This window comes from Marivita sp. S0852 (assembly GCF_046591575.1).
Classification (GTDB): Bacteria; Pseudomonadota; Alphaproteobacteria; order Rhodobacterales; family Rhodobacteraceae; genus Marivita.
This window is the reverse complement of record NZ_JBIQWA010000003.1, coordinates 362,396-375,313: the sequence shown is the minus strand read 5'-3', so window position 1 is coordinate 375,313 and position 12,918 is coordinate 362,396. Positions and strand designations below refer to the sequence as shown.

Annotated in this window: 17 protein-coding genes; all 17 read left to right on the top strand. The window is 60.0% G+C overall.

Translation table 11 applies throughout. The features are described from left to right. Window positions 1-48 precede the first annotated feature (48 nt). The 17 genes from ACG74X_RS08265 (at window position 49) to ACG74X_RS08185 (ending at window position 12,838) form a co-directional block, all read left to right on the top strand. Window positions 49-1,998, top strand: a complete 1,950-nt coding sequence (locus tag ACG74X_RS08265; protein ID WP_411233904.1) for an acetyl/propionyl/methylcrotonyl-CoA carboxylase subunit alpha — start codon at window positions 49-51, stop codon at window positions 1,996-1,998. Next, entirely contained in the window at window positions 1,995-2,663 is a 669-nt protein-coding gene (locus ACG74X_RS08260; RefSeq protein ID WP_411233903.1) for a glutathione S-transferase family protein, read from the top strand. The genes ACG74X_RS08265 and ACG74X_RS08260 overlap by 4 nt, the downstream gene beginning before the upstream one ends. 2 nt (window positions 2,664-2,665) lie before the next feature. Beyond that, the gene (locus tag ACG74X_RS08255) at window positions 2,666-3,523 is read left to right on the top strand and encodes a hydroxymethylglutaryl-CoA lyase (RefSeq protein WP_411234204.1); all 858 of its coding nucleotides are present in this window, start codon (window positions 2,666-2,668) and stop codon (window positions 3,521-3,523) included. Then, complete coding sequence (locus ACG74X_RS08250) at window positions 3,520-4,296, top strand: crotonase/enoyl-CoA hydratase family protein (RefSeq protein WP_411233902.1); 777 nt, start codon at window positions 3,520-3,522, stop codon at window positions 4,294-4,296. The genes ACG74X_RS08255 and ACG74X_RS08250 overlap by 4 nt, the downstream gene beginning before the upstream one ends. Beyond that, window positions 4,293-4,676: a hypothetical protein gene (locus ACG74X_RS08245; RefSeq protein ID WP_411233901.1), complete on the top strand. Its 384-nt coding sequence runs from the start codon at window positions 4,293-4,295 to the stop codon at window positions 4,674-4,676. Before ACG74X_RS08250 ends, ACG74X_RS08245 begins: the two co-directional genes overlap by 4 nt. Before the next feature lie 251 nt (window positions 4,677-4,927). Next, window positions 4,928-5,293: an NADH-quinone oxidoreductase subunit A gene (locus ACG74X_RS08240; RefSeq protein ID WP_411233900.1), complete on the top strand. Its 366-nt coding sequence runs from the start codon at window positions 4,928-4,930 to the stop codon at window positions 5,291-5,293. Continuing rightward, entirely contained in the window at window positions 5,293-5,817 is a 525-nt protein-coding gene (locus tag ACG74X_RS08235; RefSeq protein WP_411234202.1) for a NuoB/complex I 20 kDa subunit family protein, read from the top strand. The genes ACG74X_RS08240 and ACG74X_RS08235 overlap by 1 nt, the downstream gene beginning before the upstream one ends. A gap of 21 nt (window positions 5,818-5,838) precedes the next feature. Continuing rightward, entirely contained in the window at window positions 5,839-6,450 is a 612-nt protein-coding gene (locus ACG74X_RS08230) for an NADH-quinone oxidoreductase subunit C (RefSeq protein WP_411233899.1), read from the top strand. After that, the gene (locus ACG74X_RS08225; protein ID WP_411233898.1) at window positions 6,450-6,878 is read left to right on the top strand and encodes a GFA family protein; all 429 of its coding nucleotides are present in this window, start codon (window positions 6,450-6,452) and stop codon (window positions 6,876-6,878) included. Before ACG74X_RS08230 ends, ACG74X_RS08225 begins: the two co-directional genes overlap by 1 nt. Continuing rightward, a complete protein-coding gene (locus tag ACG74X_RS08220) occupies window positions 6,878-8,107 on the top strand; it encodes an NADH-quinone oxidoreductase subunit D (protein WP_411234200.1) in 1,230 nt (409 codons plus the stop codon). Before ACG74X_RS08225 ends, ACG74X_RS08220 begins: the two co-directional genes overlap by 1 nt. Next, complete coding sequence (locus ACG74X_RS08215) at window positions 8,104-8,391, top strand: hypothetical protein (protein WP_411233897.1); 288 nt, start codon at window positions 8,104-8,106, stop codon at window positions 8,389-8,391. Before ACG74X_RS08220 ends, ACG74X_RS08215 begins: the two co-directional genes overlap by 4 nt. Then, complete coding sequence (locus ACG74X_RS08210; RefSeq protein WP_411233895.1) at window positions 8,388-8,699, top strand: hypothetical protein; 312 nt, start codon at window positions 8,388-8,390, stop codon at window positions 8,697-8,699. Before ACG74X_RS08215 ends, ACG74X_RS08210 begins: the two co-directional genes overlap by 4 nt. Before the next feature lie 10 nt (window positions 8,700-8,709). After that, window positions 8,710-9,921 carry an NADH-quinone oxidoreductase subunit E gene (locus ACG74X_RS08205; protein ID WP_411233894.1) on the top strand — a complete coding sequence of 404 codons (1,212 nt, stop codon included), beginning with the start codon at window positions 8,710-8,712 and terminating at the stop codon, window positions 9,919-9,921. 57 nt (window positions 9,922-9,978) lie between these two features. After that, window positions 9,979-10,803, top strand: a complete 825-nt coding sequence (locus ACG74X_RS08200) for an endonuclease (RefSeq protein WP_411233893.1) — start codon at window positions 9,979-9,981, stop codon at window positions 10,801-10,803. 19 nt (window positions 10,804-10,822) lie between these two features. Next, the gene (locus tag ACG74X_RS08195) at window positions 10,823-11,041 is read left to right on the top strand and encodes a DUF5337 domain-containing protein (RefSeq protein ID WP_411233891.1); all 219 of its coding nucleotides are present in this window, start codon (window positions 10,823-10,825) and stop codon (window positions 11,039-11,041) included. A 4-nt stretch (window positions 11,042-11,045) separates the two neighbouring features. Further along, the gene (gene nuoF, locus ACG74X_RS08190; RefSeq protein WP_411233890.1) at window positions 11,046-12,344 is read left to right on the top strand and encodes an NADH-quinone oxidoreductase subunit NuoF; all 1,299 of its coding nucleotides are present in this window, start codon (window positions 11,046-11,048) and stop codon (window positions 12,342-12,344) included. 161 nt (window positions 12,345-12,505) lie between these two features. Then, entirely contained in the window at window positions 12,506-12,838 is a 333-nt protein-coding gene (locus tag ACG74X_RS08185) for a hypothetical protein (protein WP_411233889.1), read from the top strand. The last annotated feature ends 80 nt before the right edge of the window (window positions 12,839-12,918 follow it).

The window sequence follows — 12,918 nt, the reverse complement described above, 5'->3', positions numbered from 1 at the left end:
AACCCCCGAGGTATTTCGGGCAAGAGGAAGCGAAAAAGGCAGAACACTATGTTTGACACGATCCTGATTGCCAACCGGGGCGAGATTGCCTGCCGCGTGATCGACACGTGCAAACGTCTGGGCGTGCGCACGGTTGCGGTGCATTCCGATGTGGACGCCTCGGCGCGTCATGTCGCGATGGCGGATGTGGCGGTGTCGCTGGGCGGGGCCACACCGGCCGACAGTTATCTGCGCGGGGATGCGATCGTTGAGGCCGCGTTAAGAAGCGGCGCGCAGGCGATCCATCCAGGGTACGGGTTTTTGTCGGAGAATCCGGACTTTGTTGAGGCGGTAGAGGCGGCGGGGTTGGTGTTTATCGGGCCTTCGGCGGGTGCGATCCGCGCGATGGGGCTCAAGGACGCGGCCAAGGCGCTGATGTCAGAGGCTGGTGTACCGGTGGTGCCGGGCTATCAGGGGGCCGAACAGGGCGCGGATCATCTGGCGGCGGAGGCCGCCAAGATCGGATATCCGGTGCTGATCAAGGCCGTTGCGGGCGGTGGCGGCAAGGGGATGCGGTTGGTCGAAACGGCGGAGGCATTTGCTGATGCGCTGCTCTCGGCCCAGTCCGAGGCGCAGGCGGCGTTTGGCAATGCGCATGTGCTGATTGAGAAGTTCATCACCTCTCCGCGCCATATCGAGGTACAGGTCTTTGGCGACGGGGACCGCGCGGTGCATCTGTTTGAACGCGATTGTTCGTTGCAGCGCCGCCATCAGAAGGTGATCGAGGAAGCGCCTGCTCCCGGCATGACACCCGAAATGCGCGACGCCATGGGGTCGGCGGCTGTACGGGCGGCAGAGGCGATTGGTTATAAGGGCGCAGGCACGGTCGAGTTCATCGTCGACGGCTCGGACGGGCTGCGGCCTGACGGGTTCTGGTTCATGGAGATGAACACCCGTCTGCAGGTGGAACATCCGATCACAGAAGCCATCACCGGCGTTGATCTGGTGGAATGGCAATTGCGGGTTGCCGCCGGGTCGCCGCTGCCCTGTGCGCAAGAGGATCTGAGCCTTAAAGGGCACGCGTTCGAGGCGAGGCTTTATGCCGAGGATGTGCCAGCAGGGTTTTTGCCGGCCACCGGTCGGTTGTCGCATCTGGCTTTCCCCGAGACGGTGCGCGCCGATACCGGCGTGCGGTCCGGCGATGTGATCAGTCCGTATTATGACCCGATGATCGCCAAGGTCGTGGTGCATGGCGGATCGCGCAACGTGGCGCTGCGCAGGCTGCGGCAGGCTTTGGCCGATACCGAGGTTGCGGGCACCGTAACCAACCTGGCTTTTTTGAGCGCACTGGCCTGTCATGACGGTTTTTCGAAAGGTCATGTGGACACCGGTCTGATCGGACGCGATCTTGACGCGCTGACGGCGATCTCGGACCCGGCACCGGCGGCGATTGCGCAGGCGGTGTTGGCTTTGGTCGGTCTGGATGCCGAACCACAGTCTTTGAATGGGTTTTCGCTTTGGGCCCCATTGCACCAGGAGATCCCGGTCGCGGTCGGAGAGACGCGCCACGCTGTGCGTCTGTCCGTGCGGCAGCCGGAGGTGATCCATGTGACCGTGGATGATACCGATGTCGAAGCCCGGTTCGGCCCGAATGGCTGGCGGTTTGACGGGCAGGCGGGGCGGTCGGTCTTTGTCGAGGGCGACACTGTGACGGTGTTTGGGGCGCAGTCTTTGATCGTGCGACGTATTGATCCGCTGGATGTCGAAACCGGAGCAGGCGGAAGCGGGGATGTGATTGAGGCCCCGATGCCGGGCTTGGTGCGGTCGGTTTTTGTGACGGCGGGCGACAGCGTGTCACGCGGCGATCGGCTTGCCGTATTAGAGGCCATGAAAATGGAGCACGCGCTTCTGGCGGCACGCGATGGGGTTGTGGCCGAAGTCATGGTTGCCGAAGGCGCGCAGGTTGAGGCAGGGGCGGCCTTGATCCGTCTGGACAGCGATACCGAGGCCGCCGCATGATCCGGTTGCATCATGTGCAATACGGGCGGTCGTTCCGGGTTCTGTGGTTGCTGGAAGAGATCGGCCTGGACAGGATCGGCCCGTTGGAGATTGTGGAGCATCGGATCGGCAGCCCCGAGATGGCGGAAAGCGATCTGGCGCGCGTGTCGCCCGCATTGCGTATCCCGGCGATCGAGATGGACGGGCTTGAGATGAGCGAATCCGGTGCCATCGTTCAGCTTTTGTCCGAACGCTATGCACCCGACCTGGATCGACCGGCCGATCATCCCGACCGCGCCGCCTATTTGCAATGGATGGGTTACGCGGAAACGCAGGCCAGTTTGATCGAAAACCTCAATCTGCAAATGGTGTTCCTGCGGCCTCCGGCTAAACCATCGGCGGTGGTGGTGAAACTGACGGTGGCGCGGCTCAGGCAGACCATGCGCGGTCTGGAGGCGCGGTTGGGTGATCATCCATGGCTGCTGGCCTCTGGGTTTTCCGCGGTGGATATCATGATGGGCTTCAATCTGTTTGCGCTGCCGTTTTACGTGGACATGGAGCCGTTCCCCGGGCTGCGGGCCTATTCGCAGCGGGTGTCGGACCGGGCGGCGCATAAACGTGCGGTGGCGCGGGAAGGGCCGCAACGGTTTTATGCAAAACCCTTTTACCCGGTGCCCGAGGCGTGACGATGGACCAGGTCGAGATCTTTGAAGTCGGGCCGCGCGACGGGTTGCAGAACGAAGCGCGCTTGATTCCGTTGGCCGAGAAAATCGCGCTGGTGAATTGCTTGTCGGATGCGGGGTTTCGCAGAATCGAATGTGCAAGCTTTGTCTCGCCGAAATGGGTGCCGCAGATGGCGGGATCGGCCGAGGTTCTGGCCGGGATCACCCGACGCGATGGTGTGTCTTATGCAGCACTTACACCCAATATGCGGGGATTTGAGGCAGCGTTGGCCGCCAGGGCCGATGAGGTGGCGATTTTCGGATCGGCATCCGAAGGGTTTTCCAAAGCCAATATCAACGCGACGATTGCCGAAAGTCTTGAGCGTTTTGCACCGGTGGCGGCTGCGGCGCAGACCAAGGGCATTCCGGTGCGGGGCTATGTCTCGTGCGTGGTTGAATGCCCGTATGACGGGGCGGTTGACCCGGTGGATGTGGCGCGGGTCGTGGCGGCATTGCGGGACATGGGATGTTATGAAGTGTCGCTGGGTGACACGATCGGGCGGGCCACGCCGGACCGGATCGCGGCGATGTTGAACGCGGTGCTGGACGAGATGCCAGCGGCGCGGCTTGCAGGGCATTATCATGATACAGGCGGGTTGGCCTGTGACAATGTCGAGGCATCGCTTGAGCTTGGTCTGCGGGTGTTTGACGCGGCGGTTGGCGGCTTGGGCGGCTGCCCTTATGCGCCGGGGGCAGCGGGCAATGTGGCGACCGAAGCGGTGGCCGCGCGGCTGACCGCGCTGGGATATGCGCACGGGCTGGATTTGGCTGTGGTCGAGAGGGCCGCCGCACTGGCACGAGCAATGCGAGAGGAGCCGTCATGAGTTTGATCCGGACAGAGACAGATGCGCGCGGGGTTGCGGTTGTGACATTGGCACGCGCGGATAAGCATAATGCGTTATCGGCCCCTATGATGTCAGAGCTGGAAGAGACCGCGCGGGCATTGGCGGCGGACAAATCCGTGCGCGTGGTTGTTCTGGCAGCAGAGGGCCCGTCGTTCTGTGCCGGCGGAGACCTGGCCTGGATGCGGGCGCAATTCGATATGGACCCGGAAACGCGCCGGATGGAAAGCCGTCGGATTGCCACGATGCTGGGCGCACTTTACGACTTGCCCCAACCGCTGATTGGGCGCGTTCAGGGCAATGCGTTTGGCGGAGGCGTCGGCTTGATCTCGGTCTGTGATGTCGCCATCGGGGTTGAAACCGCCAAGCTGGGCCTGACCGAGACCCGGTTGGGGCTGCTGCCTGCCAATATCGGGCCGTATGTTTTGGCGCGGATGGGGGGAACGCGGGCGTCCGAGGTGTTCATGTCGGCGCGCGTCTTCGACACCGTAGAGGCGGTGCGCCTGAACCTGTTGTCCCGCTCGGTGGCACCTTCGGATCTGGACAGCGCGGTGGACGCAGAGATTACGCCCTACCTGTCATGTGCGCCGGGGGCGGTCGCCGAGGCCAAGGCCCTGATGCGCGCCTTGTCCGGGCCGGTGACCCAGCAACAGGTGGACGTGGCGATTGATGCCTTGGCGGCGCGCTGGCAGACCGACGAGGCGCGCGAAGGCGTCGGCGCGTTTTTCGACAAGCGCAAGCCCAGCTGGCAGTGACCACGCAGATCGCGCATCTTTATGCGACCGGGTGTCTGGCCATCGTGTTTTTCCAGATCGCCCTGATCGGCGGCGCGCCTTTGGGGCGCTATACGCAAGGCGGCCGCTATCGGGGCGCTTTGCCTCTGCGCGGTCGGTTGACAGCGGCGGCGGCGATCCCGGCTCTGGTGCTGATGGGGTTGGCGATTGTGTCGGCTGCCGGGTTTCCGGGCTTGGACTGGCCGCGCTGGACGGGCTGGGCAGTGGTGGTTTTGCAGACCGGCATCATGATTTTGAACTGGATGACCCCAAGTCAGCCAGAACGTGCTGTCTGGGGGCCGATCACCACGATTATGGCGGCGCTTGCCTTGGTGGTGATGACCGCCCCGGTGCCGGACTGACGCGCGTGCAAAATCGCCTACGGTGCGGGCTGTGCCTGTGTGAAGCCGCCTCTGGTTCGACGGATTGCCGCATCTGGGGCGGTTTTGTCCCGATTCTACATACAAACCATTGAAATTTATTACCTTATGCTAGGTTACAAGGCCAAGAGCCGAGGTTGACCCCAACCTTTGGCAGGAGTAAGTCAGAAAGTGTCTTAAGCTCGCCACTTGAGGGCGCGCGCATTGCTGCGCGAAGCAAAAGGAGCCACGTCTTGGAAGACATGCTGCGGGAATACCTGCCGATCCTCGTTTTTTTGGGCATCGCGATTGCCTTGGGTCTTGTTCTGATCCTGGCGGCTGTTGTGCTTGCGGTTCGCAATCCTGATCCGGAAAAAGTGTCGGCATATGAATGTGGGTTCAACGCCTTTGATGATGCACGGATGAAATTCGACGTGCGCTTTTACCTTGTGGCCATCCTGTTCATCATCTTCGATCTGGAGATCGCGTTCCTGTTCCCATGGGCCGTTGCGTTCCAGGATATCAGCATGACCGGTTTCTGGTCGATGATCATCTTCCTGGGGGTTCTGACCATCGGTTTCGCCTATGAGTGGAAAAAGGGAGCCTTGGAATGGGAGTGATGACCGGAGCCAATACTGCGGGCGCAGACAAGGAGTTTGCCACGCAGGCGCTGAATTCCGAATTGTCGGACAAGGGGTTTTTGCTGACGTCGACCGAAGACATCATCAACTGGGCGCGGACCGGATCGCTGCACTGGATGACGTTTGGTCTGGCCTGCTGTGCGGTGGAAATGATGCACACCGCGATGCCGCGATATGATCTTGAGCGGTTCGGCACTGCGCCGCGCGCCAGTCCGCGCCAGTCCGATCTGATGATCGTGGCCGGCACGCTGACCAACAAGATGGCCCCGGCGCTGCGTAAGGTGTATGACCAGATGCCAGAGCCGCGCTATGTGATTTCAATGGGGTCCTGCGCCAATGGGGGCGGGTACTACCACTACAGCTATTCGGTTGTACGGGGCTGCGACCGGATCGTGCCGGTCGATGTCTATGTGCCGGGATGCCCGCCGACGGCAGAGGCACTGATGTACGGGATTATGGCGTTGCAGCGCAAGATCCGCCGGACCGGAACGATTGTGCGTTAAGGCACGGACGAGGACAGACACATGAGTGAAGCCCTGAACGAACTTGGTCAGCATATCGAGCTGAAGCGTCCCGATTGCGTGTTGTCCTGGGATGTGACGCTGGACGAGTTGACGGTGGACGTGGCCCCTTCGAACATCGCCGGGTTCGTGGAGTTCTTGAAAACCGACCAGACCTGCAAGTTTTCGACGCTGGTCGATATCACGGCAGTGGATCACCCCGATCGGCCAAAGCGGTTCGATGTCGTGTATCACTTTCTGTCGATGTACCAAAACCAACGCATCCGCTTGCGGGTCAGCATCCGCGACGAGGAAATGGTGCAGTCGATCACCGGTGTGCATTCCAGTGCCAACTGGTTTGAACGCGAAGTGTTTGACATGTTCGGCATTCTGTTTTCCGGCCATCACGACCTGCGCCGCATTCTGACCGATTACGGATTCCGCGGCTACCCGCTGCGCAAGGATTTCCCGACAACCGGCTACACCGAAGTGCGCTATGATGAAGAAAAGAAGCGCGTGGTCTATGAGCCGGTGAAGCTGGTGCAGGAATATCGCCAGTTTGATTTCATGTCCCCCTGGGAAGGTGCGCAATACGTGCTTCCGGGTGACGAGAAGACCGAAGAGAAGGCGGGTTGATGCCCATGATGACCGGCTCCTGCCTGTGCAAAGCCTGCACGTTTTCGGCCACACCGAAAGACATGCAGGCCGGGGCATGCCATTGCGACATGTGTCGCAAGTGGTCGGGTGGGGTCAACATTGCGGTGGAATGTACGGATGTGACGTGGAACGCAGACGCCCCGCTGAAACGTTTCAAGTCGAGCGCATGGGCAGAGCGGATGTTTTGCGGAACCTGTGGCAGCAACTTGTCGTATCATATGCTCGATGCCGCAGACACCGATCAGATCTTGTCGTTTGGCGCGTTTGACGAACCAGACAAACTGCCTGTGACGACTGAAATATTCATCGACGAGAAGCCCGCAAGCTATGACCTTGCCGGAATCTCGAAGTCTATGACCGGGGCGGAGGTTTTCGCCATGTACGCCCCCGGAGGAGAAGCGACATGATGGACGGCTCCAAGTTTGACGACGGCAGCATCGACGCGCTGTCGGGTGAACAGAAAATCCGTAACTTCAACATCAACTTTGGCCCGCAACACCCTGCGGCGCATGGGGTTTTGCGGCTGGTTCTTGAGTTGGACGGCGAAATCGTCGAACGCTGCGATCCGCATATCGGGCTGCTGCATCGCGGCACCGAAAAGCTGATGGAAAGCCGGACCTATCTGCAAAACCTGCCATATCTTGACCGGTTGGATTACGTCGCGCCGATGAACCAGGAACATGCCTGGTGTCTGGCGATTGAAAAACTGACAGGCGTTGAGGTGCCACGCCGCGCGTCGCTGATCCGGGTTCTGTATTGCGAAATCGGGCGCATCCTTAGCCACCTGCTGAACGTCACGACACAGGCGATGGATGTGGGTGCGCTGACACCGCCGCTCTGGGGCTTTGAAGAGCGTGAAAAGCTCATGATCTTTTACGAACGGGCCTGCGGTGCGCGGCTTCATGCGGCGTATTTCCGTCCCGGTGGTGTGCATCAGGATCTGCCCAGTGACCTGATCGACGACATTGACCAATGGGCGGATGAATTCCCGGCGGTTCTGGATGATATTGACGGGCTGTTGACCGAAAACCGCATCTTCAAGCAGCGCAATGCCGATATTGGTGTTGTGAGCGAAGAAGAAGTGCTGGACTGGGGTTTTTCCGGGGTCATGGTACGCGGCTCTGGCATGGCGTGGGATCTGCGCCGGGCGCAGCCCTATGAATGCTATAACGAGTTCGATTTCGAGATCCCGATTGGCAAGAACGGCGATTGTTTCGACCGCTATCTGGTGCGTATGGAAGAGATGCGTCAGTCGCTGCGGATCATTAAACAAGCCATCGAAAAGCTGCGCGCCCCCGAAGGACAGGGCGACATCCTGGCCCGGGGCAAGATCACGCCGCCGAAACGCAGCGATATGAAGACCTCGATGGAAGCGCTGATCCATCATTTCAAACTCTACACCGAAGGGTTCCATGTGCCCGCGGGCGAGGTGTATGCCGCCGTCGAAGCGCCGAAAGGTGAATTTGGCGTCTATATGGTGGCTGATGGCACCAATCAGCCGTATCGCGCCAAGCTACGTGCGCCGGGATTCCTGCATCTGCAGGCGATGGACCATGTTGCCAGCGGCCACCAATTGGCAGATGTTGCGGCAATTATCGGCACGATGGATGTCGTGTTTGGAGAGATTGACCGATGACGGCACGGGGTCTTTCATGTGTGACCGCGCTTGGTGTCCTGACCGCCTGCGCGATGCCGCCGCAAGGCGTGTCGCAGTCCGATCTGGCCAATTTCGACGCGGCGGTTGCGTCGATTGGCTGTGATCTTGTGGGCGAAAGCGATTACCTGCCGGTCGAGCTGCAAACTGGATTGAGCCGTGAACAGGTGATCCAGACAGCGCAGTTTCGTCTGGCAACAGAAGGGGCGGTGCAGCTTGAAAACGGTGGTATCCGCCTGACCACGGGTGCCTGCGCCACATCATGATGCGGGCTAGTTTGATATCCGGGCTTTTGGCCTGTGCCGCGCCTATGGCGATGGCGGTTGAGGTCGGGATGTCTGAATACAAATTCGCCTCCGAACTTGCCGCTGACGGGTTTGAGGCATTTGGCACCGGCGGGTCGGGCAATACGGTCTTTGGCATGACCAATCGGTCCGACATCTACCTGTGTTTCCTGCTGGATTCACCCACCGACCAAAGCACACGGCAAGCCGCCCTTTTGACCGAACTGGACGGCGAAAACGAAGATCGCTCTGTTCCGAATATTCCCGTTGTCTGCGTAATGACGCAATAGGACTTGAGATATGCTACGACGCCTGCATCCCGAACAACCTGACAGTTTTGCCTTTACACCTGACAATCAGGCCTGGGCGGACGCACAGATTACCAAATACCCCGAAGGCCGTCAGGCCAGCGCGGTTATTCCGTTGCTGTGGCGCGCGCAAGAGCAAGAGGGCTGGCTGACCCGCCCGGCGATCGAAGCCGTCGCGGATATGCTGGGCATGGCCTATATGCGGGCGCTGGAAGTGGCGTCTTTTTACTTTATGTACAAGCTGCAACCGGTTGGCAGCGTTGCAAATATCCAGATTTGTGGCACAACATCCTGCATGATCTGCGGAGCCGAGGATCTGGTGGCGGTCTGTCAGGAAAAGATCGCTCCCAAGCCGCATATGCTGTCGGCGGATGGCAAGCTGAGCTGGGAAGAGGTGGAATGCCTGGGGGCCTGTGCAAACGCGCCGATGGCCCAGATCGGCAAGGATTATTACGAAGACCTGACCGCGGAGCGTTTGGGCGAGATCCTGGATGAGTTGGTGGCCGGTAACGTGCCGACCCCGGGTCCTCAAAACGGTCGGTATGCGTCAGAGCCGAAATCCGGCCTGACCACGCTGACCGAATTCGAAGCCGGTCGGCACCAGTATAACGCATCGGTTCAACTGGCCACTGATATTGGCGACACCGTCAAACGGATTGATGGGACAGAAGTGCCGTTGATCACGCCGTGGATCGGCAAGGCGGCCAACACGGCGCAGCCGCCCAAACCGGGCCCGGATGCGATGATGCCCCCCGCCGGACCGGACGGACCGCAGGGTGGTCGCGCAAAGGGCGAGGATGAGGCACCGCGTGATATTGGCGATGCGTCTGACAAACGCTCCGAGGCACCGGGCGAGGCAGAGGGCGTCGAAGCGATTGCCAAACCGCCGGTCACTCCGGCGACGGATGTGGCGTCTCCGGGCACCAAGCCAGAAACGCTGAGCGCGCCGCGCGACGGATCGGCGGATGATCTGACGCGGATCAAGGGGGTCGGACCCAAACTTGAGGCGCTGTGCAACGCGTTGGGATTTTATCATTACGACCAGATTGCCAGCTGGACCGACGCCGAAGTCGCCTGGGTGGATGACAATCTGCAGGGCTTCAAAGGGCGGGTTTCCCGCGATAATTGGGTCGAACAGGCCAAGACCCTTGCCACAGGCGGCGAGACCGAGTTTTCTTCACGTGTCACGAAAGGCGATGTCTGACACCAGGACATCTGAAAACCGACAGGGAGAGATCTTATGCAACAACAGAAATCCGGAATGAGCTGCCAGCTCGGGTCATGGGCCTTGGCTGCGGGGGTTGGCCTTTTGGTCTTCGTGATGCTGCTCGTCGTGGGCGACTGGGGGTGGCTTGGGTCTATCTTCATGGCGGCTGTTGCCTTTGCCGTTTTGGGCGTGGTGTTCGGATGGCTGTTCTGTCGTGAATTGCCTGCCCCACGAGGCCCTGGAAACATCGACACGGGCAACAAAAGCCCGATAAACGCGGCACCGCCTTCGGCAAAAGCGCCGAGCGCCTCCGCACCCAGTGCCGCACCTCCGTCGGCAGCACCAGCCCCTGTTGCGTCCGAGGCGACCTCGCCGGCGACGGCGTCATCTTCGGGTGTCAAACCGTCCGCTGCGCTTCCGGGTCAGGACGATCTTGCTGCGCGCAAAGGGGAATGGACATATACCGCAGGCGATGATCAAGCGTCCGATGATCAGGCGTCCAAGGATACCAAAGACGCCGGGCAAAAGGCCCCGGCAGCCGACACATCGTCTGATTATGATGGCGATGGTGTAAAAGAAGGCACAGAGGAAGGCACGAAACCTGCGACCTTGACCGAAGCGCGCGAGGGGGGTGCGGACAATCTCAAGGAGATTAAGGGCGTTGGGCCAAAGCTGGAACAGCTTTTGAACTCCATGGGGTTTTATCACTTCGACCAGATTGCCAATTGGACAGCCGATGAAATCGCCTGGGTGAATGCCAATCTTGAAGGGTTCAAAGGCCGCGTCAGCCGGGATGACTGGGTCGAGCAGGCCAAGATCCTGGCCTCTGGTGGCGATACCGAATTCTCCAAACGCGTCGACAAGGGCGATGTGTACTGACGGGGTTTGAGACAACAACATGAGCCGGGATTCAGAAGAGGCGCGCAAAGGACGGCGCATTGCAGTGTTCATTGCCGGAGTGGGCCTTCTCTGGATTTTGGTAACGGCCATCGGGGCCGAATATGGCTGGAGCCAACGGACCCGAGCGCTTTTTGATCTCGCCGCACTGGTGGGGTTTGGGGCGGGCCTCTGGATGACATACCAACTCTGGCGGGCACGCCAGACCGACAAGGATTAAAGTGATGCTGAGCGATCAGGACCGGATCTTTACCAACCTCTACGGGATGCACGACCGCAGTTTGAAGGGCGCGCAGGCGCGGGGCCATTGGGATGGCACGGCCGGCCTTCTTCAAAAAGGGCGCGACTGGATCATTGAAGAGATGAAAGCCTCGGGCCTGCGCGGCCGGGGCGGCGCGGGCTTTCCGACCGGTCTGAAGTGGTCCTTCATGCCCAAGGAAAGCGATGGGCGGCCCAGCTATCTTGTTGTGAATGCTGACGAATCCGAGCCGGGCACCTGCAAGGACCGCGAGATCATGCGCCATGATCCGCACACTTTGATCGAAGGCTGCCTGATCGCGTCGTTCGCGATGCAGGCGCATGCGTGTTACATCTACATTCGCGGTGAATACATCCGCGAAAAAGAAGCGCTGCAAGCCGCCATTGACGAGGCGTATGATGCCGGTCTGTTGGGCAAGAACGCCGCCGGGTCGGGATGGGATTTTGACCTTTACCTGCACCACGGTGCGGGGGCCTATATTTGTGGCGAGGAAACCGCACTTCTGGAAAGCCTTGAGGGCAAAAAAGGCATGCCGCGCATGAAGCCGCCTTTCCCGGCGGGGGCGGGGCTGTATGGCTGTCCGACGACGGTGAACAACGTGGAATCCATTGCCGTTGTACCCACCATCCTACGCCGTGGCGGCGCGTGGTTTGCAGGTTTTGGTCGTCAGAATAATGCAGGCACCAAGCTGTTCGCGGTGTCCGGCCATGTCAACACACCTTGTGTGGTTGAAGAAGCGATGAGCATCTCGTTCGAAGAATTGATCGAAAAGCATTGCGGCGGGATTCGCGGTGGCTGGGACAATTTGAAAGCGGTGATCCCCGGTGGGTCTTCGGTGCCCTGCGTGCGCGGCGAAGACATGAAAGACGCCATCATGGATTTCGACTATCTGCGCGGAGAGCTGGGCTCGGGTCTTGGGACGGCTGCGGTGATTGTGATGGATCAGTCGACTGACATCATCAAGGCGATCTGGCGGCTGTCGGCCTTCTACAAGCATGAAAGCTGTGGCCAATGTACACCGTGCCGCGAAGGCACCGGTTGGATGATGCGCGTCATGGATCGTCTGGTGCGCGGCGAGGCCGAAGTCGAGGAAATCGACATGCTGTTTGATGTGACCAAACAGGTCGAAGGCCACACGATCTGCGCGCTTGGCGATGCGGCGGCCTGGCCTATTCAGGGCCTGATCAAGAATTTCCGCGACGAGATCGAGGATCGGATCAAGGCACAGAAGACCGGGCGTGTGAGCGCAGTTGCGGCGGAATAATTTGCTTGGAAGCAAATTCGAAAACTCAATTTGAAAATTGAGTAGGACGGCGCTTTCAAGCGCCGTTTGCTTTTTCGGAACATGGCGTTTGTGCACAGGGGCTTGCAAGCCCTGCATCTCTGGGCGCATTGTGGCGCAAACAGGTTTCACGAGGGATAGTGATGAAAGCAGCATGGGCAGCGGCCGCAGTTCTTTTGATCGTGGCGGCCTGTGGTCGGGACGAGTTGGATACCGTTACGTATGAGGGGGCTCGGTTCGCCGGCGATCTGAGTTTTGAGCGCGGCGATCGAGCGGCGTTTGTTGCAACAGGGGGACCAGCCTCGGTCAGCCTGGAAGGGGCCAAGCGCGCGGCGTCTTATCAGGTTGTGCAGCATTGCATTGCGTATCTGGGCAGTTCTGATGTGGCTTGGGCCAACGGGCCGGATGTGGAGGACGCTGATTTAGTGATCCAGGACGACAGGGTTGTGCTGTCCGGGCGCTGTATTGAGCCGTAAACGGCTGAAATTCATCTATTTCAATGTCGGATATTGAATATCAGGGGACAGCTTGCCCATATATCTGGACACGATCGTTG